The sequence below is a fragment of the Bacillus sp. SIMBA_154 genome, from assembly GCF_046536015.1.
Classification (GTDB): domain Bacteria; phylum Bacillota; class Bacilli; order Bacillales; family Bacillaceae; genus Bacillus; species Bacillus pumilus_P.
In genome coordinates this window covers 16302-38815 of the sequence record NZ_JAWJBV010000012.1, presented here as the reverse complement: position 1 = coordinate 38815, position 22514 = coordinate 16302, and the positions used below count along the sequence as shown (strand labels likewise).

Below are 22514 nucleotides of genomic sequence, written 5' to 3'. Positions count from 1 at the left end.
TTATGGAACCAAGCCTCTTAGCTCTGCACCGGATTCCTTCGGATGGTGGTGTAGCGATATTCTCACGTTACAGAGAAGGGTTCATGTGACCTGCTAAGGTTCATCTGGCAACAGATGAATGAACTGAGGTGGCAACGCGGAGTAAATCCCGTCCTCAAGACAGAAATGTCTTGGGGACGGGATTTTTTTGATGACAAATTGGGGGGACAATGATGAAAAAACATTGGCGGGATATGAGTATTTTACTTGGAGCCATCGGCATTGCGAACATAGGAGAATGGATTTATATGATTGCCCTCCATCTGCTCATTTTTCAAGAAACAGGCTCTGTGCTTGCTATAACAGCTGTCTATATGCTAAGACCAGCCGCTGCTCTTTTGACAAATAGTTGGTCTGGCAGTTTGATCGATAGGCTGAATCAGCGAAATGTGATGATCAGTTTAGATATAACCCGCGCGATTCTGATTGCATGTATACCCTTTGCCTTATTTTCAGGGCATCTGCTCATCCTGTATGTCATGGTGTTTCTCATTCATATGGCACAAGCAATATTTCATCCAGCGTCGATGGTGTATATGACAGGGCTGGTTCCGGCGGGTCACCGCAAACGGTTTAATGCCATAAGGTCTTTACTACAATCGGGTGGATTTTTACTTGGACCCGCAGTCGCAGGTCTGCTTTTTCTAATCGGTACACCTGTTTTTTCAATTTATGTAAATGCGATTTGCCTTTTGATCTCTGCTTTTTTGACGATGTATTTACCAAATTTGCTAAAACAAGATGCTGAGCAAAAGGGCTTATCCCTTTCAATGTTAAAAGAGGATGCGAGGCTTGTTCTTCGATTTAGTCTGACGTCACGCCATGTGATGGTTGTGTATTTGTTATTTAGTGCTGCCATGACGGTACTGCCTACTGCTATTGACTCACTTGAAGCAGCTTTTGCCAAAGAAGTGCTGATGCTGACTGATACAGAATATGGACTTCTTGTCAGTATGGCTGGAGCGGGAATTATTGCAGGCGCAAGTCTCAATTCGGCTATTGTCGAGAGGCTGCCTGTTTTCATCATGCTAGCGATCGGCAGTCTGTTTGTCACTTTTGGCTATCTCATCTATGCTTTTTCTAGCACATTGACCGCAGCGGCTATTGGTTTTTTTGTTCTCGCATTCTTTTTAGCGTTTGCCAATACAGGTTTTATGACGTTCTATCAAACGATTATCCCGGTAGAGGTCATGGGGAGAGTTGCAAGCTTTTATGCATTGTGCGAAGCCGTTCTGACGATTGGCATGACAGGCATCTTTGGCGTTTTAGCACATGTTCTATCTATACGAACGTCCGTCATATTAGGGAGTATGTGTATGCTTCTAGTTTGTCTATTTCTATGTTTTGTCATTTTTCGTCCATTGACTGTCAACAAAATAGTGCGTCGTACTTAGAAAATTAAAAAAATTATGTTATCATTATTTAAGTAAGTTAATTAAATTGATGAAAAAAGGAGACTTACAAATGAAAGCACTACGCTGGCACGATCAAAAGGACATTCGACTAGAGGAAATTGACGAACCAACAGTTGCTCCAGGAAAAGTGAAAATAAAAGTAAAATGGTGCGGCATTTGTGGTAGTGATTTACATGAATATCTAGGAGGACCTATCTTCATTCCAGTGAATGAGCCTCATCCACTGACAAAAGAAAAGGCACCCGTTACACTGGGACATGAATTTTCTGGTGAGGTTGTTGAGGTAGGAGAAGGTGTGAGCCATTACAAAGTAGGCGATCGAGTGGTTGTAGAACCTATTTTCGCGACTCACGGGCATCAAGGTGCTTATAACTTAGATGAAAACATGGGCTTTTTAGGACTTGCCGGAGGCGGCGGTGGATTCTCTGAATATGTATCAGTCGATGAAGAATTACTTCATTTATTACCAGACGAAATATCATATGAGCAAGGCGCTCTTGTAGAGCCTTCTGCAGTTGCTTTATATGCTGTTCGTTCTAGTAAAGTACAAGCTGGAGATACAGCGGCTGTGTTTGGCTGCGGACCGATTGGCTTACTTGTCATTGAAGCTTTAAAAGCAGCTGGCGCTACAGATATTTACGCAGTTGAATTATCAAAAGAACGCCAAGAAAAAGCAAAAGAGCTTGGAGCGATCATTGTTGATCCTTCTCAGTATGAAGATGTTGTACAAGAAATCGCACGCCGTACAAACGGCGGGGTCGATGTTTCTTTTGAAGTGACAGGTGTACCTGTTGTATTGAAGCAAGCAATCCAATCAACTAGAATTTCAGGTGAAACTGTCATTGTAAGCATTTGGGAAAAAGGCGCAGAGATTCTGCCGAATGACATTGTCATTAAAGAACGTACAGTCAAAGGAATTATCGGCTACAGAGACGTATTCCCATCTGTATTAAACTTAATGAGAAAAGGCTATTTCTCCGCAGATACACTCGTCACGAAAAAAATCAAGCTGGACGATGTGATCGAGGATGGCTTCCATGCATTAATCAATGAAAAAGATCAAGTGAAAATTTTAGTCAGTGCTGAATCATAAGACACCGAAGGGAATGGCATAAGCTATTCCCTTTTTTTATATGATCTGTCCGTTTTCATAAAGAGGGGTACATTTGAATAGTGATAATTGAAGAGATGTTTATAAATAAGGGAGATGACATCATGTTTTATCACATCAAAGAACTGCAATATGAAGCAAAGCCCTCTAAGCCTGATCCACTTTATGCGAAAAAATTGCAAGAGGTATTAGGCGGTCAATATGGAGAGATCAGCGTGATGATGCAATATTTATTTCAAGGCTTTAATTGCCGAGCCGATCAAAAATATAGAGACTTATTGTTTGACATTGGAACAGAGGAAATTGGTCATGTCGAGATGCTGGCGACGATGATTGCACGATTACTTGATAAAGCACCGGTCAAAGAACAAGAACAGGCGTATCAAAGTGATCCAGCACTTGCAGCTGTCATGGGGGGAATGAACCCTCAACATGCAATTGTTGCAGGCTTAGGAGCAATGGCAGCGGATAGTCAAGGATATCCGTGGAATGCAAAATATATCATTGCAAGCGGAAATTTAATGGCTGATTTCCGGGCGAATTTGAATGCAGAGTCACAAGGGAGACTTCAGGTTACAAGGCTATATGAAATGACCGATGACCGCGGGGTTAAGGATATGCTCTCCTTTCTCATTGCTCGTGATACATATCATCAAAATATGTGGATTGCGGCAATTAAAGAATTAGAGGAAAGAGAAGGCGATGTTGTTGTACCAACGACCTTCCCGCGCTCACTAGAAAAACAGCAAGTATCCTATGATCTGTTTAACTTCTCAAGAGGGGAAGAAAGCAAGGAAGGCAGATGGGCACATGGCCGAAGCATGGATGGAAAGGGAGAGTTCAGATATATTTCTGCACCTGTCGTGTTCGGCTCTGCACCAAAACTGAAACCGGCACCAAAGGAACTGTTTAACACACCGAAAAAAAGTGAGTAAATGAATGAGAAAAGTCGATCAGGTGCTCGTGCCTGTTCGACTTTTTTATCGTCAAAGAGATCTTCCGCACGCTCAATCGTTTTTTCTAAGATAGCAAAAGCGAGTATGCGTCTGCCATCTTTGAAGGGTTAGTAGCTGCGATGATAGAAGGAGCACGTTCTTTTGACATATGTACTGACTATTGATAAAATTTAACGCATTAAATCCTATAAGTAAAGTGTGTTTTATTGATGTAAAAATAAGCATGTCATAGATAGAGAGAAACAGAGGAGATGGAATGTTTTGTCTAAAGCATTATTTGTTGATACAGACTTTCAAAAAACATGGCTCAATCAATTGGAATCACTTCGTCAATCGATAGAACAAACTGCAAAAGAACACGATGAAGGTGCTCATTTCCCCAAAAAGAATATCGAAGCCTTAGTGGAAATGGGGTATACGGCCTTGTCTCTGCCTGTTGAATATGGAGGCGGAGGTCAATCTGTGACGGATATGGTTCTATTTCAAGAGACGCTCGGCAGCATGGATGGAGCGACTGCCTTATCGATCGGCTGGCACCAAGGGGTTGTAGGCGAAATTTATGAAAAGAAACAATGGAGTGAAAAGCAGCTGCAATTTTTTGCTGAAGAAGTGAAGAAGGGTGCCCTTGTCAACCGGGCTGTGAGTGAGACGCAGACAGGCAGTCCAACAAGAGGGGGCAAACCCGGGACAACAGCAACTAAATCAGGTGATCAATGGGTGATCAATGGACGCAAAATTTTCACAACGATGTCACCAGCGCTCACATACTTTTTAGTTGGTGTGTGGATCGAAGAAAAAGAAGCGCTCGGCTTCTTTTTAATTCATCGTGATACAAAAGGTGTTTCTATAGAAGAAACGTGGGATGTTGTTGGCATGAGAGGAACAGAAAGCCATGATTTGATTTTGGATCAGGTTGAAGTCTCAGATGACATGCTCGTTGAATTACAAAAGGGGCCTCGAGGCGGTACGTTAAATCCTTGGATCGCTCATATCCCTTCCTGCTATTTAGGGCTTGCGCAAGCGGCAAGAGACTATGCTGTTCAGTATGCCATCACACATTCACCGAACAGCATCAGCGGAACCATTAGTGATCTGCCAAATGTTCAAACTCTCATTGGCGAAATCGATTTACTGTTAAAACAAGCGCGTCACGTCATTTATTCAACGACTAAATTGTATGAGCAGCCTGAGAAAAGAGAGCTTTTATCCAATGAGTTCGGCGCTGTGAAGCATATAGTCGTCAATCATAGTCTGCAAATTGTCGATAAAGCCATGCGGTTAGTCGGCGCAAAAAGCTTAAGCCTTGGTTGCCCGCTTCAGCGTTACTATCGAGACATTCGTGCTGGACTTCATAACCCGCCAATGGACGATATGACGATTTCCAAAATCGCGAAGCAGGCCATTGAAGAGAAAAAAGCTAACGTGCATTAAAACGGAAAGCCGGTTGAAAGCGGCTTTTTTTGTTGAAAAAAAGAGGACGAGCGGCTCTTATTTATCGTGGCTCACCATGCTACAATCGATTCAAATCATGAGAAAAGGGGCGAGTGTGTTGAAGAAAAGGCACATGAAATGGTTATTTTCCGGTGTGATGCTTGTGGCGCTATGTATCAGCCAGCCTTCTTCAAGTGAGGGAACATCTCCACAATGGTCAGTAGATGACATGATGAAAGACCGAGAAGGAACATTTGTGATTCAAGAAGTAAAAGAAAAGTCGCCCTGGGTGTATAACAAAAAAAGAGCGAAAGAGCGCTTTGCGCCTCAATCGACATTTAAGGTGGCAAATGCCTTAATCGGACTTCAAACAGGCGCAGTGAGAGATGAATACGACATCAAATATTGGGATGGAGTGAAAAGAGAGATTGATCAATGGAATCGAGATCATACCCTCGGTTCTGGAATGAGATATTCAGTCGTCTGGTACTATCAAGCCATGGCGCGTGACATCGGGATGGAGCAAATGAATAAGTGGATCAAGACGATCCATTATGGGAATGAAGACTTATCTGGTGGAATCGATCAATTTTGGTTAAGTAGTACTTTACGTATTTCTCCAATAGAACAAGTCCGTTTCCTAAAACAGCTATATGAAGAGAGACTCCCATTTGACCTAAACGTCATGAGAACCGTCAAACGAATGATGATTCAAGAAGAAGAGAAACACGCCACCCTATATGGAAAAACTGGTTCAGGCTCAGGCATCGGCTGGTATGTAGGATTCATCAAGCATAAAAACAAAACCTACATCTTCGCCACAAATATAGAAGGTACAGGAACAGAAGCGAAAGACATGACCTATCGTATATTGAAAAAATATCATTTGATGGAAGCATCCGTTTAGGGTGCTCAGATTGTAGAGAAACTCATGTTTTTCTACAATCTTTTTTATTTTTAACGTATGAAGATGTTAAGAAGAAAAAGAAACGTTAGATATCCGTTAACTTAATAAGGAGCATACACATGAAAGTTTTTGCTTTAAACAATACTATTTGCCAGATTTCACTTGAATTAGATGAATATATTGAGGGAGAAAATGAGATATTTACATGTCGATTTGATTACTCATCCTTAAATTAAAAAATTCTTCTTTACAAACTTAATTTCAATAAGAAGTTATTAAATGAATTTATAATTGATCTAAAAAGTATACTTAACTGTCAATTAAACGAGTGCTGTTTGAGAGATTTGACAAAACAAGTTGAACTCATTATAGAAAAAATAGATGATTATACTTTTTCTGTAATTATCAGTAAAGATTCTCAAAATCCGCAATGCACTATTTATCTTGAGCAGAAAATAGATGGTTTTCTACTGAAATCATTGCATAATGACATAGTAGAATTTATCTCTGTATTTTAGGGGGATTGTATGAAGCGTTTTAGTTTTATAAATAATGATGAGGAAATAGAATTTAAGACATTGAAAGTCAAACAGTCAGATGAATTTGATAGAGGTTATTATTTTGTAAGTCAATTCAATTATTATTATCTAAACAAAATATTTATATTTGCATTGAAGAAATTGAATTAAATCTTGGTTTCTTCATCAATTGGCATAAAAGTCTTTTATGCGTTAAAAAGAAAAATGTATCAAGTTCATTAGACGGAAAACTTAAAGTGATAATTGAAACAAGTCCTAAACAAACTTTAATTAAACTGGAATATAACGAAATTGATTTTGAAGAAATACTTCATTTTGAATTAAACTTAGATCAATACAAAATAAGAGATTTAAAGAATCAGCTTGATAAATTTATATCTAGTTATAAAGATGTTGCTAACTAGGCATAAGCTTATATGTGTTGAATTTTTTGTTTGTGTATATAGAGAGATGACTTGTAAAAGATTCTAAGTAATAATGTCTAGTCCACTTAAAGAATATTTAATATGATCTTTCATATTAAATATTCTTTTATAATTCATAAATAGAAAAAATAAGTCATGATTGATAATTTAAACATCTTTATCAATACTTGTGTTAAATTTCCAATCTAGATGAGATCTCATATCTTACGAAGAGGAAACGGGCATCTCCTCCGGTGATCTGTATCAATTTTTCACACTTGTGCCTGGTAGTTTCAGTTATGTCATAGAGAACAAACGAATACCGAAAAAACAGTTAAACGTGCTGCGTAAGTCATTTGAAGAGTAATATCCTCAAATCAAAACCTATCAACATATCCTTGAGTCATATCCTTTATTGCATTCCTATGTTCAATACCATGAAGAAAACAAGAAAACGAATCACTGCACTTAGACAATAATCTCTTGGAGGACAAACGATGACATGGTTTTTAGATGAGAAAATCCAGAAACAAATCCCCGATTTCGATATCAGTCTTCTAAAGCAAATCAATGAATTTGACTACTTTAAAGAGTATAATGAACATTACGACTTGATCAACTGTATTGTTCTGCACATCCCATATGAATCTGCGAACTGGCAAGCAGACATTCATCTGAAATTCACCAATGTCTCTTCTGTTCAAATCAAAGATTTGGAGTTAACAAACGATTCCTATCTTTTTTTGGACATTCAGCTTTTGGATAGAGGCTGGGACAATTTGAATTACTTCGTCGAAGACTATGAAGAACAATATTTTTCTTTTTATTGTGAAACGGTTCAAGTCATACAAGTCGTATCAAATGAATCGGGCTAGTCTATCTACATATGTGCTAATCATGCTTCTCCATCCCAACACAGAAAGGTGCAATGACATTGAAACGAATCACAAAATGGCTCTTATGTGCGGCTGTCATCGCGGGCTTATTGGTTTGTGCATTCTTTGTGTTCCGTATCAACCAGCCTAAGCCGACAACGAATATCCATTATGCAGACACACAAAACAAACAGCAGACCCTCGACATGTACTTGCCAAAGGGCAAAAACAAAGACAAAGAGGAAAAGCACCCAGTGATGATCTATCTTCATGGTGGAGGATGGACAGGCGGTGATAAAAACAGAGTTGCTTCTAAAGCGGATTATTTTACTGATCAGGGATATGTGTTTGTTTCGATGAATTATCGCCTTCATCCAGATGCCAACTATGAGCAGATGGCAGATGATACGGCAAACGCTATTAAATGGGTCAAGGATCATGCGGATGAATATCAAATCGATTCATCAAAAATTAATGTCATGGGTCACTCAGCGGGCGGTCATTTGACGGCACTGGTGGCCACAGATTCGACTTACTTAAAACGTGTGGGGCTATCGCCAACAACGATCAATTCCATTGTGGTTCTAGACGGGCCGTTAAACATCAATCAATTTATACAAGCCATCCCCTCGTACAAAAAAGTCTTTGGCAAACAAGAGAAGAACTGGACAAAGGCATCACCTGTCACTTATATGAATCAAGCGAATGTACCGCCTGTTTTTTTGGTCACAGGCTGGGAAAATCCAGAGGTGTACCGATTTGCTGAAAAGCTGAATCATGATAAAGGATCTCGGTTTGTTTTTCGGGTTCATTCGCTGAGCCACAGTGACTTGAATAAATGGTTTGGATCAGACAGGGCGACAAAAGAAGCGCAAGATATGACAAGAACTGTAATGGCTTTTGTCAAAAAACAAAATCAATAACGAAGACCGTATGCTAGGCAATCCTTTTGCCGCAGTATATGATAATGCGTAAATGGTTTGTAATCAAAGGAGTGTATGTTGTTGTCATCACGTATGGAAAATAAAGTGTTCAATTGCGAAAAAGAGCTGACGCTGAATATTATCGGCGGTAAGTGGAAAATGCTGATTTTATGGCACCTTGGCAGAGAAGGGACAAAACGATTTGGTGAGCTAAAGTCGTTAATGCCTGGGATTACGCAAAGAATGCTTGTCAATCAGCTAAGAGAATTAGAGGAAGATCACATTGTGCATCGGGAGGTTTATCCTGTCGTTCCTCCAAAGGTTGAGTATTCTCTCACAGAACTAGGAGAAAGCTTAATGCCGATTTTAGAGGCGATGTATGATTGGGGAAAACAATATCTCGACAGCAATTTTTTAAAGGATGATAAATAGAAATACCTACGATAGACAAAGGGCTAAAATGAACTTTATTTTAGCCCTTTGTCTTCTTTTCAGCGTGATAGAAAACCTTTGCAGTCTAGGAAGGACGAGTACTGGAGCGGAGCGAATGTGACAGCTGAGATACTGGCCGAAAGACAGTATCTTTTTTGTAACCATATGCAAAAAAGTATAGTATGTAAAAAAAAAGTGCGTACTTGGATTGCTTCAATCCTGTTGTTATACTCATTTCATCGTTCAAGAAGCACCATCCGCGGAGCTCTTGAAGATGAGATGAAAAAACGGGAGTGAAAGTTGATGAAATTACAATTAGCATTAGATTTAGTGAATATACCGGAAGCGATTGAGCTGATCAAAGAAGTAGAAGGATCTATTGATGTGGTCGAAATTGGGACACCTGTTGTGATCAACGAAGGGCTTCGTGCTGTAAAAGAAGTCAAACAGGCGTTTCCGAATTTACGTGTACTCGCTGACCTGAAAATCATGGATGCTGCCGGTTATGAAGTGCAGCAGGCATCCGAAGCTGGAGCGGATATCGTCACCATTCTTGCAGCGGCAGAAGATATGTCCATTCAAGGAGCGGTGAAAGAAGCGAAAGCAAGAGGCAAAGAAATTTTAGTCGATATGATTGGCATTAAAGATATCGCAGGCCGTGCAAAAGAGCTGGATGAGCTTGGAGTAGATTATATTTGTGTGCACACAGGCTATGACCTGCAAGCGGTTGGTCAAAACTCCTTTGCTGACCTCATGACCATTAAACAAGTCGTCAAACAGGCGAAAACAGCGATTGCAGGCGGTATTAAGCTTGATACTTTACCTGAAGTCGTGAAATTAAACCCTGATTTGATCATTGTCGGCGGCGGTATTGCAAGCCAGGCCAATAAAGCAGAAGTGGCCGCAAAAATGAAGCAGCTGATCGCACAATCATGAACACAAGTGACTATGTGAAATCCATTTTGAATGAGCTTTCTGAGCACTCGTCAGCCATTCAAGACGAACAAGCAGAGCGGCTTGTCACAAGCATTTTAGCTGCACGAAAGGTCTTTGTGGCAGGGGCAGGCAGATCCGGTTTGATGGGGAAATCGTTTGCCATGAGACTCACTCATATTGGCATCCGTGCCTATGTCATCGGCGAAACGAATACGCCTTCCTTTACAGAAGAGGATCTCTTGATTGTGGGGAGCGGCTCTGGTCGAACAGAGACATTGCTTGTGCTCACAAAAAAGGCAAGGGCAATTGGCGGAAGAGTTGCGTCTTTCACGCTTTCAGCTGAATCACCGATGGCTGATCTATCCGATGAAGTCATCTTACTCTCAGGTGCGCCGAAGGATCAACATGAAGGAAGCCATCATACCATTCAGCCGATGGGCTCGCTATTTGAGCAATCGTTGCTTCTGATGTACGATGCGGTCATTTTGCGGTTAATGGAAATGAAAGAGCTCGACACACATACAATGTACGGACACCATGCAAATTTAGAATAGTGACTTTTAAAGCCTTTCCTCTATTAGAAGGAAGGGCTTTTTTCTAATAAATGTAGAACAAAATGAATGTGGCTTGACATAAGTGATTTAATGTAACTATAATAGTTACATCTTTAAAGAAAAAACGTAAGCAGTGGAAGGAAGATGAAGATGAAAGTACAAATATGGTCAGATATCGCCTGTCCTTTTTGTTATATAGGAAAAAAACAGCTAGAAACAGCGCTTGAGCAATTTCCGCAGAAGGAACAGATAGAAGTAGAGTTTAAAAGTTTTGAGCTCGATCCACATGCACCTGTTGAAGTCGATTATGATGTACATGATATGCTCGTCAAAAAATATGGAATGAGCCGCAGCCAGGCAATGGCGATGAATGAGCAGGTGAAGCAAGCCGGCAAGGAGAAAGGAATCGATTTTCAATTTGATCCGCTCGTTTTAACAAACACATTTGATGCCCATCGATTGGCGCAATATGCTGGTCAAATGGGAAAAGGCGATCTCGTGATGGGAGAGCTGTTTCAAGCGTATTTTACAGATGGAAAGCATGTGGGTGATCGTAAAACCCTTTTAGATATAGCAGAAAAAGCAGGTCTTGATCAAAAAGAAGTCCAGAAAGTCTTAGATGAGCAAACGTTTGCTGATGATGTACGAAAAGACGAAAAAGAAGCGAGACAGCTCGGAATTTCTGCTGTTCCTTTTTTCTTAATAAATGACAAATATTCGGTTGCAGGTGCACAGCCAGCCGATACCTTCCTTCGTGCACTTGAAACGGCTTGGACAGAAGAAGCAGCTCAAGCTGAGAAGACCGACGACACCTCTTTTGAAGCCGCATGTGTAGATGGCGTGTGTGCAGTGCCATCTTCAAAAGAAGAGATTTAATCATATAAAAAAATGAGCCTTCTGTGAAAAGGGCTCATTTTTTTCTTGCCTTCATTTGTTTGATCGTTTCACCAGGAACGAGTTCAGGCTCATAAAAGGTTTGATCAGGCAGATTCTTTTTTTCTTGTACTTTTTTAATCATCCAGTCTGCTGCATCTCGGCCCATTTGCTCCTGAGGATGTGTCAGTGTTGTCAGCTTCACATGGGCATTTTTTTGGGCAATGTACGAATTATCCTGTCCAATAATCGAGAGATCACCAGGAATGGATAGCCCGATTTCGCTGCATACATTAGCCACTTCTAATCCAACCTCATCGTTATAGCAAACGAGGGCGGTCAGCTCATGCTGGTGCGCGATTAAGAATGTTTTGATATGATCCCCCAAATGCTGCTTCGATTCTGTATCGAAAAAGAGTACATGCTCAGGCAGGAAATTCAGCTTGGCTTCACCTAGTGCCTGAATATAACCTTTCATCCGGTATTTCCCCTGTAAATCATCTGTCTTTGAAATCAGCCCGATTTGCTTATGTCCAGACGTGATCAGCTCTTTTGTGGCTAGATAGCTGGACTTGACATCATCCAAACAGAGAAAAGGAACCTCTAACTGCTCATAATAGGCATTGATCATAATGAGCGGTACATCCTGTTCTTTAAAAGATAGGTAGTACGAGATGTTCGGATTATATAAATTACTTTTCGTCGGTTCGACAATGAGTCCGTCCACACCAAAGGACAGCATCATTTCTAGCGCTTTTTTCTCCTGTTCTACATCATTATTCGTACTCGCCAGTAACAAAGAATAGTTCTCTTCGTTTAATCGGCTTTCAATGCCTCGAATGATGGAAGGGAAAATGTAATCGGATATGTATGTCGTGATAACCCCAATCGTTTTCATATGAGCATGTCCGGCAGGCTTTGTTTGATATTGATTGGTCACAAATGTGCCTGAACCCTTCTCACTTCGCAAAAAACCTTCGCTCGACAATTCTAAGATGGCCTTTCGAACCGTATGCCTGCTCACTTGATACATCTCCTGCAGGCTTGATTCAGTTGGAATACGTTCCCCGATCCGGTAATCCCCTGTAAGTATTTTGCTTTTTATATCATCGATAATGATCTGGTACTTCTTTTTCATCGTTTCACTTCTTTCTCAGTTGATCATCTACTCGGATTGAGAAGAAATTGTATGGACATATTTTAACATGGTTGTCGAATCAAAAACAGGCGCTTTCCCTTTCTGTCGTCTCAGCTTTAGAAAAGTGCAGGTTTTTGTCATATTGTGTATGTACAACTATATTTAATATTGACATATGTACGTACAAATATTATATTGTGAATGTGCACAGAGAATCAATGAATCTAGAAAATTAAAATTGAAACCGCTATCAACAATGGAGGTGAACGCAGAATGAATCATGAAGAGACGACCAAAGCCTTAAAAGAAGGACGGACATCTTTAGGGATTGAATTTGGTTCAACACGAATTAAAGCCATTTTAATAGATGAAGCGTTTCAGCCAATTGCCCAAGGGACATTTGAATGGGAAAGTTCTCTCCAGGAAGGAATTTGGACGTACAACTTAATCGATATCATTACAGGTCTTCAAGTAGCGTACCGAGAGATGAAAGAGCAAGTCGAGCAAAGGTATGGCGTGACCATTCAAACCATTGGCTCAATTGGAGTATCAGCGATGATGCATGGCTATGTGGCATGTGATCATACAGGAGAGGTCCTCGTTCCGTTCCGCACATGGCGGAATGCAACAACCATTGAGGCGAGTCAAAAACTGACGGATGTCTTCCAATTTCATATTCCAGAAAGATGGAGCATTGCCCATTTGTATCAAGCCATATTAGAAGAGGAAAAACATCTTTCCCGCTTAGAATATATGACCACCCTATCAGGTTACATTCACTGGCTGTTAACAGGAAAGCAGGCCATTGGCATTGGGGATGCGTCAGGCATGTTTCCAATCGATGAACAAACGAAGGATTACAATGAAGTAATGCTCCATCAATTTGAAGACTTGATCGCAGAAAAAGGCTATCCGTGGAATCTACGTCACCTTCTGCCACGTGTTTATTTAGCAGGCGAGGAGGCTGGCATGTTAACGGTAGCAGGAGCAGCTATTTTAGATCAAGGCAAACATTTGCAGCCAGGTATTCCATTTTGCCCGCCAGAAGGCGATGCGGGAACGGGGATGGTGGCGACAAACAGCGTGGAAAGGCGAACAGGAAATATTTCAGTTGGGACCTCTGTTTTTGCCATGATTGTGTTAGAGCAGCATCTGACAGGTGTGTATCCAGAAGTGGATATGGTCACGACACCAGACGGACTGCCAGTAGCAATGGTTCATGCGAATAACTGTACAAGTGACCTAAACGCTTGGATGAATATATTTCGTGAAGCATTTGAAGCAATGGGCCAGCCAGTGGAGTCAGAAAGGTTATACGGAGTCTTATTACAGCAAGCCTTAGAAGCAGACCGTGATGGCGGCGGACTCTTAAGCTACGGCTATTATTCTGGTGAAAATATTACAAGATTGCCAGAAGGAAGGCCTCTTTTTGTCAGGGCCGCTGAAAGCCGCTTTAACCTCGCTAATTTCATGCGTACCCACCTTTTCTCTGCATTTGGTGCAATGAAAATAGGGATGGACCGCTTAAAAGAACATGAGCATGTTGTGATTGATCGTTTACTAGGACATGGCGGTTTATTTAAAACACCGCTCGTTGGTCAAAAAATGGTTGCTGCTGCGCTTGATACACCTGTATCAGTCGTTTCCACAGCCGGAGAAGGCGGTGCGTTTGGGATGGCTGTCCTTGCTTCATATATGGTCAATTATCAGCAGCAAACGTTGGCTGATTTTCTAACACATCAAGTGTTTGCAAGCACAACAGAAGAGCTGGTCGAGCCCGATCCACTCGATGTCAAAGGCTTTGAGGAATTTTTAAAGCGCTATCAAGTGGGACTCCCGATTGAAGAAGCCGCAGTAGCACATCTGACGCCAAAGAAAGGAGTGACAACGGTATGTTAGAGCGGTTAAAAGAAGAAGTGTTTCACGCGAATTTAGATCTGCCAAAATACGGACTTGTGAAATTTACATGGGGCAATGTCAGTGCGTGCGATCGTGACAGCGGTTTGTTTGTCATTAAGCCGAGCGGCATAGAGTATGACCAACTATCAGCGGAAGACATGGTCGTTGTCGACTTTGACGGGCAAGTAGTGGAAGGGGAGTTCAGTCCTTCTTCAGATACAGCCACACATGCTGTTCTTTACAAACACTATGAGGAAATTGGCGGTATTTCACATAGCCATTCCATGTGGGCAACCGTATGGGCGCAAGCTGGTCTCGATTTACCAGCAATGGGCACGACTCACGCGGATACATTTTACGGCCCTGTTCCGTGCGCTCGATTTCTCACAGAAGAAGAAGTAAATCGCGGATATGAGGTGGAAACGGGCCGGCTGATCATTGAAACATTTGAGAAAAGAAAGATAGATGTGATGGCGGTACCTGGTGTTTTGCTTCAAGGCCATGGTCCATTTACATGGGGGAAAGATGCAAAAAGTGCGGTAACGAACAGTGTGGTTTTAGACGAAGTAGCCAAAATGAATCTGTTTGCAAAGCAATTGAACGAATATGCGGAGCCTCTTCCGCAGCGAATTTTGGATAAACACTACTTAAGAAAACATGGTGCGCATGCGTATTATGGACAAAAACCTTCAAGATAAAGAAAAGAGGGATTTCTATGTTAACAAGTCAGAAAAAAGAATGTTGGTTTGTCGTCTGGTCACAGCACTTATATGGAGATGAAGCACTGCAGCAAGTAAAGGCAGATGCACAGAAGATAACGGATGCCTTAAATGAGAGCGGTTTACTACCTTATCCAATTATATTGCAGGAGCTGGCTGTCAGCGCGGATCAAATCACACAGCTGATGAAAGAGATCAACTATCGTGATGAGGTGATCGGTGTGATGACTTGGATGCACACATTTTCTCCAGCAAAAATGTGGATACGCGGTACGTCTCTTTTGCAAAAGCCTCTCCTGCATCTCGTCACTCAATATTATGAAAAGATTCCATGGGACACGATTGATATGGACTATATGAATCTCCATCAATCTGCACATGGAGACAGAGAGTATGGCTATATCAATGCACGCTTAAATAAACAGAACCAAATTGTCGCCGGTCATTGGTCTAAACCAGAGGTGAAGCAGCAAATCGCTGATTGGATGGACGTCGCTGCTGCCTACCAAGAGAGCTTTCACATCAAAGTGGCTCGGTTTGGTGACAATATGCGCCATGTTGCTGTGACAGAAGGAGATAAAATTGAAGCTCAGATCCAACTAGGCTGGACTGTTGATTACTTTGGGATAGGTGATCTCGTCGAATATGTAAACAGAGTGGAAGAAGCAGAAGTGGATGCACTATTTGCTGATTATTTGACGCAATATGACGTTCATTATGGGAGTTATTCGGTTGAAGAATGGGAAAGAAGTGTAAAGGTGCAAGCGCGCTATGAAATCGCCATCAAACGTTTCTTAGATGAAGGCGGCTACAATGCCTTTACGACAAACTTTGAGGATTTACATGGCATGAAGCAGCTACCTGGACTTGCGGTTCAGCGGCTGATGGCAAAGGGATATGGCTTTGCTGGTGAAGGCGATTGGAAAACTGCCGCACTGGACCGTTTATTAAAGGTGATGAGTCATCATCAAGCAACTGGTTTTATGGAGGACTACACGTATGAAATGACCTCTGGGCAGGAAGCGGTGCTGCAATCTCATATGTTAGAAGTAGATCCAGCACTTGCAAATACGAAACCCGTCATTGTCGTGTCTCCACTTGCCATTGGAAATCGGGAAGATCCAGCGCGTCTTGTGTTTGATGGAAAAGCAGGGGAGGGCGTTGTTGTCTCCATCGCTGATTTTGGAACGCATTTCAAATGGCTGATTCAAGAAGTTGAGGCCTTTGAACCGCAGGAAGCAGCACCTCATTTACCAGTTGCCCGTGTGCTCTGGAAAATCAAGCCGAACTTTCAGGACGGAGTCAAAGCATGGATCGAACAAGGCGGCGGTCATCATACAGTCGTGTCTCTCAATTTAACGGTTGATCAAATTGTTCATTTTGCAAAGCTTGTGAATGCAGAATATGTGGTTTTATAAATGAAGGGTGAAATAGATTCTGCTGTTTACAGTAGAATCATTGGGTGAAATGAAAGCGGTTTATTAAGTGAGGGGGTTATCCACTTGGAGAAAAAAGTGTCAAGTAAATTTATCTTCTTTTTCGGGTCCTTTGCAGGAATCTTATTCGGATATGATATTGGCATTATTGCAGGGGCGGAAGGACATATTCAGGAAGAATTTCAGCTCAGTCCATTATGGCTTGGGATCGTCGTCTCTTCATTAATGGGCGGGGCAATCATTGGTTCGATTTTAAGCGGTCTTATGGGGGATAAGTTCGGCCGCAGAAAGCTCATTTTGGTCTCATCGATCATCTTTTTTGTCGGAGCTATCGGATCAGCTATCGCACCAGAAGAGATTTCATTAACCATTGCTCGTATCTTTTTAGGGACAGCAGTAGGAACAGCCTCATCTTTGGTGCCGGCTTACATGTCTGAAATCGCTCCTGCTAAAATCCGCGGGAAATTGTCTGGGCTCAATCAGCTCATGATTGTGAGCGGACTATTGCTCAGCTATATTGTCGCGTTTGTGTTTGAGCCCATCCCAGACAGCTGGCGTTGGATGCTGGGAAGTGCCGCTTTATTTGCTATCGTGCTTTATATTGGCATGCTCAAACTTCCTGAATCTCCGAGATATTTAATTAAACACGGAATGGCTCATAAAGCACGGGAAGTATTAGGGTCACTGCGCTCTTCCCGTGAAGAAATCGAAGCAGAAATGCAGGAAATTTTAGAAGTCGCAAAAGAAGAACGCTCAGGTATTCGTCAATTGTTCCAAAAGAAATTCCGAATGGCACTCTTCATTGGGGTTGGGATGGCCACCCTTCAGCAAATACAGGGGGCCAACTCCATTGTGTATTATGCAACGAGTATCGCTAGAAATGTCGGTCTTGCTCCGCAGGTCGCAGCGGGTTTTACAGTCATCGTTGGTGTCATTTTCGTTGTGACAACTGTTATCTTTTTGCAATTTGTCGATCGGTTTGACCGCCGAACGATCCTCACAGTAGGGGGAACAGGAATGGCACTTTCCTTCTTTGCACCAGCGGCATTAGGTGCACTCGGAGTCAGTGAAGGGATTTTAAACTGGGTCACATTGATTTCACTTTGCTGCTTTATTTTGTGCTATGCCTTCTCTTGGGCGCCGATCACTTGGATCATCATCGGCGAAATCTTTCCGCTCTCTGTCAGGGGCATTGGAGCAGGTATTTCATCTGCCTTTAACTGGACGGGGTCGTTAGCAGTCGGACTCGTTTTCCCCATCTTGGCTGATCAATTCAGCTTTGGGGTCATCTTCTCTTCATTTGGGGTTATCTGCTTAATCGGACTATTGTTCACCCGCTTTGTTTTAGTCGAAACAAAAGGAAGAAGCTTAGAGCAAATCGAAACCGATATGGCGGCACGTGTATAAAGAAAACCATCTATCCCACGTGGATAGATGGTTTTCTTACTCAAGCGTATTTTTAAGATCATCTGGCAGTAAATCAATTAATTGATCATAGGAACACAAATCCAGAACTTCAAGCAGCGCATAATATTTCGCATAGATTTCACTCAGCTGATCAGGATGATTCGTTTCATATTGATTCAAATGCAATTGAGTGAGTTCAAGGGCAATGTCTAGCTTGTTACGTTCGATAGTTTGTGTCGGATTGATCATATGGTTCACCTCTTATTTCATGATGAGTGGAAAGGTCATGGCGCAGTTCCGCAGCTGACCTCATATTCTTTTTCTTCTACCTTTTTTGAATAGCAGACGGAAGGCGTCATCCCTGTTTCACTTTTCCAAGCATGCCAATACACATCATAAAGCTGGCCATCCTGAGGATCTACATGATTCTTTTTTTGCAAAATGGCAAAGTAGCTTTGATAAGGATAGCCTTCTTGATAAATAGCCTGCCGGATGGCTCCTTTTTCAGTCGCATTTGTAAAAATGATAGGTGACAGCAGTGGAAGAGTGATGATGACGAGTAATGTAATGAACAAAAAGAGCTTATGTTTTGTTTTCATCGATGTCCTTTCTTTACAGATATCATTTGTATGATATGTTAAATTTACCCTTTTGTAAAGAAAGAGAAAACTAGATGGATGGTGGATTTTTTAAAAATAGACAAGCATCTAGTCACGAAAGACGCCTCTTGCATACGATAGAGTGTAAGTGAAAGACAACTTGAAGGGGGTTTTAAGATGAGCCGGAATAGATTAGATGATTTTTTCTTTGGGCCTCGCAGAGGAAACCAAGGAGGAGATGAAACGGTTGTTTTCCCCACACGTCAAATTGTCAACACGACAACGAATGAACAAACCATCAGAAAAATTCATCCAACGCATATCACAAACGTCAATAAAAACATCAAGAGAATTGAAAACTACTATCCTGTCACGCAATCTACTCAAAACGAGTATATTGTGGAAGAATACGATTGCGGCAGGGATATCAAGAACCCTTGCTGCCGTCCGGTAAAACGCTGTAAGTGGTAATGTGATGTTGAGGAGGAATAGGGGCATCCTTTTATGGGATGCCTCAGATTGTTGACAAAGGGCTAAAATGATCTTCATTTTAGCCCTTTGTCTTCTTTTCAGCGTGATAGAAAGCCCTTGAAGTCTAGGAAGGACGAGTACCGGAGCGGAGTGAATTTGACATTCGTGAGCACCGGCACGCAGGACTGACACCGAATGCGAGGATTTGTCTACACGCTGGGGCATCCTTTTATGGGATGCCTTTTGTTTGTCTAATGTTCTATTTCATTTAATTGTCCTTTATCAAGCTGAAAGAAGCGATTACCTAATTCTGAATAAAGATAGCGCTGATGACTTGTAAATAAAACACATCGATGTGAGAATTCTTTTTTTAATAAAGAAATTGATTGCATTTGAGACGCTTCATCAAGAGATGTAAAAGGTTCATCAAGAATAATCAGCTCTGGAGACCTTGCCACCATACAATTAAAAAAAAGCTTATATCTCATGCCCAATGAATACTGTTTGACAGGCATTTTTAGTGCATGAGTTAAATCAAACGCATCACAAAGCGATAGAAATGTCTCTTTGTATAAATCCTTTTCTGGCTTTCTCATTTTCCATAAAGACTGTACAAGCTCCATGTGCTCTATACCAGTCAGTGCATCATAGACTAAAGGCTTATCTGGGATGTACGCCACCATACTTTTATATTGAGCTGACCCAGGGTAATGCTGCTCATTGAGTACAATCGTTTCTGATACTGAAGGAAGCAGACCTGCGATGATCTTTAAAAGTGTTGATTTACCACTGCCGTTTTTTCCAATGATACAAGCTCGATCACTTTCTTTCAGTTGAAATGATACTTGATCCAGAAGGGGAGAGTTTTCTTCTGTTGTTTCATAGCGAAAAGATAGCTGAGACACTTGCAAACTAGCCATTTATAAATCCCCCAATAACAAATACAGTGGTCACGAGCATATACAAGGTCACAGTCGCAAGGGCAGCCTTTTTTGATCCTTCGGCATAGTAAATGATCCCATCATAAAGGATGCGTAAAAGATATAAGTTGATCAAAAAGGAAACCGCTTGGATTAAGATAAAATAGTGGTCTAAATGCAGCACCATCACACAATAGATCGCTGCACTATTCACTAATAAAAGAAACGCATTATAAACCAAAATGACCAGATACATTTTGCGTAAAATAAAAGCCTTATGAAAAAAATACATATAAATAGAAGTCAGGACAGTACTGAGAAAATTTAAGATGAAATAAAGCGGGATCGTCAGCAAAAAGATAAAAACAATGCTGGCTAATTGTTTCCCGGCAGATAAAGGCTCCTCTACTAACAAATCAATAATAAAAAATGTTAAGAAGACAGTCGAAACAAATAAAGATAGTAAGACAAGTCCTACAATGGTTTTAATAGATTGATTTTGATTGAAAAATTGTTTAGGTCGTAGAAGTAGCTCCATGGAACCACATTCTCCTTTCTTCTATGGTAGATGTACATGGCTGACGTATTCCTCTAAAAGAGACGCCATTAATAAGAGCACAGCTGCTGCAAAGATCAATTGAAGCACGGTCCGAGTCAGCTTTTTTAGATCAATCGTATCTCCTTTTATAAATCGGTAAAGATAAATAAAAGGAAAGGAGCTGACGATTGAGAACAGGATTAAACCAAGAACCTCGACGAAAGCATGCGGCAGGAGCCCTGTGAATAACTGCTGAGCCTCGTGATTCACAATCAAAAACTGGACGAGTTTGCCGATAATGTAGCCATTGTAAAAAAGAATGCCAGCAGACATGATGCCGCCTGTAAAAGCGCCGATGCCTAATATCGCCATTCCAACCTGTAAATTGTTTAAAAAAATAGACAAAAAAAACATCTCTTCATCCTTTTTTAAATAAGGAATCTGATCATAGGGAAGGAGGCTTCCAATGAGCACAGCTGCAATAAAGACGGCAGCGTAAAGGTAGCCTAGGCGTAAAATCAATCTATTCTCCGATAGAAAATATCTTATTTTTTTCAACATACTCAATTCCTTTATATATGGTCTTGCGGCATAACACCCAGCAAATCACTGAAACGATCACAAAATATAGAGCAAACAGAACGTTTACGAGCCCTGAGGACTGCTACAAAATAGGTAGAAAAGAGGCCAAGATCATATAGTACATGAAAGGTAACACAAGAAAGTTTCTTGCAAAAGACTGACCTTTATCAATAATTTCTATTTCCTCATTGGTTGTTCCTATTTCATGCTCATGAATAAAATTGAATTTCGTCGTAAATGGAAACAAGTAAAGCTGAATCAAAGGGAAAATGAAAAAGCCAATCCCTAATGCCACAATTTGTATGAGCATCTGAATATCAAACAGCTGATACACAACCATGATTGATAGATTAATGAATAGTAGCCAGAGTGCTGGTATGAAAAATAAACAATAAAACAACTGGATTTTTGATAAGAAAAACTGCAAAAGAGATGTTTGAGAAAGCTCGAAAAGCCAAATATTCTTTTTTTCAGCACTTAAAGAAAAAATAGAAGGGGTCAGCATTCTCATCTCATAAGATTGATTAGCTAATATCATCACATTTAATGTAAATAGCAGCTGAATTTGCAAGGCTTGATGATCGATGATGGAGATCAAGCCTGTAAAAAACCCTATATAAAAGAAGGCTTCATATGACATGAACATATAATTAAAAAACTCTTTAGATAGAAGCCACCTTTTTTCTTTCAGCAGCTTGAGGTCTTTTTGAATCAACACCTTTTTTCGAAACAGTGAACCTTGAATTTTATGAAGTGCTTGAAAATACCAATAAAATAAATCTTGAAAATGCGTTGAGCTTTGGTCGTGATTTCTCCCAGTAGGAATCCAGCGAACAGGACTCATCATGATAAACACAGCACCTAGTATCACAACGAAGAACGTGATAGGTGAAGAGAAAAGTGATTGAAATTGTAGAAATAGAGAACCCTTTGAAAATAAAGCATGATGAATCTGCTGAAGATCATTCTTATATAGAGACACCAGCTCGTTGGAAAGAGTCATCCAAAACGAATCCTCTGCAAGCGATGAGATCGATTGAAAAAGTTGTTGGAAGGTGTGATAAAAAGGGAAAATCATGTTCAATATCAGGACCCTTCCAAAAAAGAAAAAAAGCAAAGAGATGTTTGCAAAAAAGAGGACACGAATAACCCCAATCTTTTTTACGACAATGTTATAGATGTAAGCACCGAATATCTTATTGCTGACGATAAAAAGGAAGAAACCTGACAACATGACATTGAGATGCTTCAACCAGAATATCCAGTCATGTGTTTGAGTAATTGAATATTGAAACAGAAAATAGATCAAATAAGTACTCAAGCTCGTAAACACAAGCCAAATCAATTCTGAAAACAAAAGCGTTTGAAAAAGATGTCTTGAGGAAACAGGTGCGAGCCGAATCAATTCTT

Annotated in this window: 24 protein-coding genes; 17 read left to right on the top strand and 7 right to left on the bottom strand. The window is 40.9% G+C overall.

Annotated features, from left to right (window positions below):
- Positions 1–212: 212 nt before the first annotated feature.
- From R0K30_RS15255 to R0K30_RS15205, 11 genes are all read left to right on the top strand, one after another.
- Entirely contained in the window at positions 213–1433 is a 1221-nt protein-coding gene (locus R0K30_RS15255; protein ID WP_410611531.1) for an MFS transporter, read from the top strand.
- A gap of 70 nt (positions 1434–1503) precedes the next feature.
- A complete protein-coding gene (locus tag R0K30_RS15250) occupies positions 1504–2547 on the top strand; it encodes a 2,3-butanediol dehydrogenase (RefSeq protein WP_230030431.1) in 1044 nt (347 codons plus the stop codon).
- A gap of 122 nt (positions 2548–2669) precedes the next feature.
- Complete coding sequence (locus R0K30_RS15245; protein WP_099727804.1) at positions 2670–3500, top strand: manganese catalase; 831 nt, start codon at positions 2670–2672, stop codon at positions 3498–3500.
- Positions 3501–3782: 282 nt separating this feature from the next.
- Positions 3783–4952, top strand: coding sequence for an acyl-CoA dehydrogenase family protein (locus tag R0K30_RS15240; RefSeq protein WP_410611528.1), 1170 nt, complete (start codon positions 3783–3785; stop codon positions 4950–4952).
- A gap of 118 nt (positions 4953–5070) precedes the next feature.
- A complete protein-coding gene (blaBPU, locus tag R0K30_RS15235; RefSeq protein WP_367307814.1) occupies positions 5071–5859 on the top strand; it encodes a BPU family class D beta-lactamase in 789 nt (262 codons plus the stop codon).
- Positions 5860–7299: 1440 nt separating this feature from the next.
- On the top strand, positions 7300–7677 hold the full coding sequence (locus R0K30_RS15230) for a hypothetical protein (protein ID WP_410611526.1): 378 nt from the start codon (positions 7300–7302) through the stop codon (positions 7675–7677).
- Between the two features lie 53 nt (positions 7678–7730).
- Positions 7731–8600, top strand: coding sequence for an alpha/beta hydrolase (locus R0K30_RS15225; protein ID WP_410611524.1), 870 nt, complete (start codon positions 7731–7733; stop codon positions 8598–8600).
- Positions 8601–8675: 75 nt separating this feature from the next.
- Positions 8676–9032 carry a transcriptional activator HxlR gene (gene hxlR, locus R0K30_RS15220; protein ID WP_029708013.1) on the top strand — a complete coding sequence of 119 codons (357 nt, stop codon included), beginning with the start codon at positions 8676–8678 and terminating at the stop codon, positions 9030–9032.
- Between the two features lie 303 nt (positions 9033–9335).
- Positions 9336–9968: a 3-hexulose-6-phosphate synthase gene (gene hxlA / locus R0K30_RS15215; protein WP_249705031.1), complete on the top strand. Its 633-nt coding sequence runs from the start codon at positions 9336–9338 to the stop codon at positions 9966–9968.
- On the top strand, positions 9965–10522 hold the full coding sequence (hxlB, locus tag R0K30_RS15210; RefSeq protein WP_249705032.1) for a 6-phospho-3-hexuloisomerase: 558 nt from the start codon (positions 9965–9967) through the stop codon (positions 10520–10522). The genes hxlA and hxlB overlap by 4 nt, the downstream gene beginning before the upstream one ends.
- A 150-nt stretch (positions 10523–10672) precedes the next feature.
- Positions 10673–11398: a DsbA family oxidoreductase gene (locus tag R0K30_RS15205; protein WP_249705033.1), complete on the top strand. Its 726-nt coding sequence runs from the start codon at positions 10673–10675 to the stop codon at positions 11396–11398.
- A gap of 34 nt (positions 11399–11432) precedes the next feature.
- Here the strand turns inward: R0K30_RS15205 and R0K30_RS15200 are convergent, their stop codons facing one another.
- On the bottom strand, positions 11433–12533 hold the full coding sequence (locus tag R0K30_RS15200; protein WP_099727710.1) for a GntR family transcriptional regulator: 1101 nt from the start codon (positions 12531–12533) through the stop codon (positions 11433–11435).
- Positions 12534–12806: 273 nt separating this feature from the next.
- Between R0K30_RS15200 and R0K30_RS15195 the strand changes: the two genes are divergently transcribed.
- The 4 genes from R0K30_RS15195 (at position 12807) to R0K30_RS15180 (ending at position 17994) form a co-directional block, all read left to right on the top strand.
- Positions 12807–14432 (top strand): xylulokinase, encoded by a 1626-nt coding sequence (locus R0K30_RS15195; RefSeq protein WP_410611520.1) that lies wholly within the window; start codon positions 12807–12809, stop codon positions 14430–14432.
- Positions 14426–15130: an L-ribulose-5-phosphate 4-epimerase gene (locus R0K30_RS15190; protein WP_099727708.1), complete on the top strand. Its 705-nt coding sequence runs from the start codon at positions 14426–14428 to the stop codon at positions 15128–15130. The genes R0K30_RS15195 and R0K30_RS15190 overlap by 7 nt, the downstream gene beginning before the upstream one ends.
- A 17-nt stretch (positions 15131–15147) precedes the next feature.
- Positions 15148–16569: an L-arabinose isomerase gene (gene araA, locus R0K30_RS15185; RefSeq protein WP_410611517.1), complete on the top strand. Its 1422-nt coding sequence runs from the start codon at positions 15148–15150 to the stop codon at positions 16567–16569.
- An 84-nt stretch (positions 16570–16653) separates the two neighbouring features.
- Entirely contained in the window at positions 16654–17994 is a 1341-nt protein-coding gene (locus tag R0K30_RS15180; RefSeq protein ID WP_099727706.1) for a sugar porter family MFS transporter, read from the top strand.
- Between the two features lie 36 nt (positions 17995–18030).
- On the opposite strand, the gene R0K30_RS15175 is transcribed toward R0K30_RS15180, so the two are convergent.
- Together R0K30_RS15175 and R0K30_RS15170 are read right to left on the bottom strand one after the other, a co-directional pair.
- On the bottom strand, positions 18031–18243 hold the full coding sequence (locus R0K30_RS15175) for a hypothetical protein (protein WP_410611515.1): 213 nt from the start codon (positions 18241–18243) through the stop codon (positions 18031–18033).
- 35 nt (positions 18244–18278) lie between these two features.
- Positions 18279–18593: a hypothetical protein gene (locus R0K30_RS15170; RefSeq protein WP_099727704.1), complete on the bottom strand. Its 315-nt coding sequence runs from the start codon at positions 18591–18593 to the stop codon at positions 18279–18281.
- A gap of 177 nt (positions 18594–18770) precedes the next feature.
- Between R0K30_RS15170 and R0K30_RS15165 the strand changes: the two genes are divergently transcribed.
- On the top strand, positions 18771–19064 hold the full coding sequence (locus R0K30_RS15165) for a spore coat protein (protein ID WP_099727703.1): 294 nt from the start codon (positions 18771–18773) through the stop codon (positions 19062–19064).
- Positions 19065–19315: 251 nt separating this feature from the next.
- Here R0K30_RS15165 and R0K30_RS15160 read toward each other — a convergent pair whose 3' ends face one another.
- The 4 genes from R0K30_RS15160 to R0K30_RS15145 form a co-directional block, all read right to left on the bottom strand.
- On the bottom strand, positions 19316–19984 hold the full coding sequence (locus tag R0K30_RS15160) for an ATP-binding cassette domain-containing protein (protein ID WP_230030426.1): 669 nt from the start codon (positions 19982–19984) through the stop codon (positions 19316–19318).
- Positions 19977–20522, bottom strand: coding sequence for a hypothetical protein (locus R0K30_RS15155; RefSeq protein WP_099726569.1), 546 nt, complete (start codon positions 20520–20522; stop codon positions 19977–19979). Before R0K30_RS15155 ends, R0K30_RS15160 begins: the two co-directional genes overlap by 8 nt.
- Before the next feature lie 21 nt (positions 20523–20543).
- Positions 20544–21083 (bottom strand): stage II sporulation protein M, encoded by a 540-nt coding sequence (locus R0K30_RS15150; protein WP_410611512.1) that lies wholly within the window; start codon positions 21081–21083, stop codon positions 20544–20546.
- 103 nt (positions 21084–21186) lie between these two features.
- Positions 21187–21951 (bottom strand): hypothetical protein, encoded by a 765-nt coding sequence (locus R0K30_RS15145; protein ID WP_410611510.1) that lies wholly within the window; start codon positions 21949–21951, stop codon positions 21187–21189.
- A 53-nt stretch (positions 21952–22004) separates the two neighbouring features.
- Here R0K30_RS15145 and R0K30_RS15140 point away from each other — a divergent pair, with 53 nt between their 5' ends.
- A complete protein-coding gene (locus tag R0K30_RS15140) occupies positions 22005–22253 on the top strand; it encodes a hypothetical protein (protein WP_327925151.1) in 249 nt (82 codons plus the stop codon).
- Positions 22254–22514: the final 261 nt, after the last annotated feature.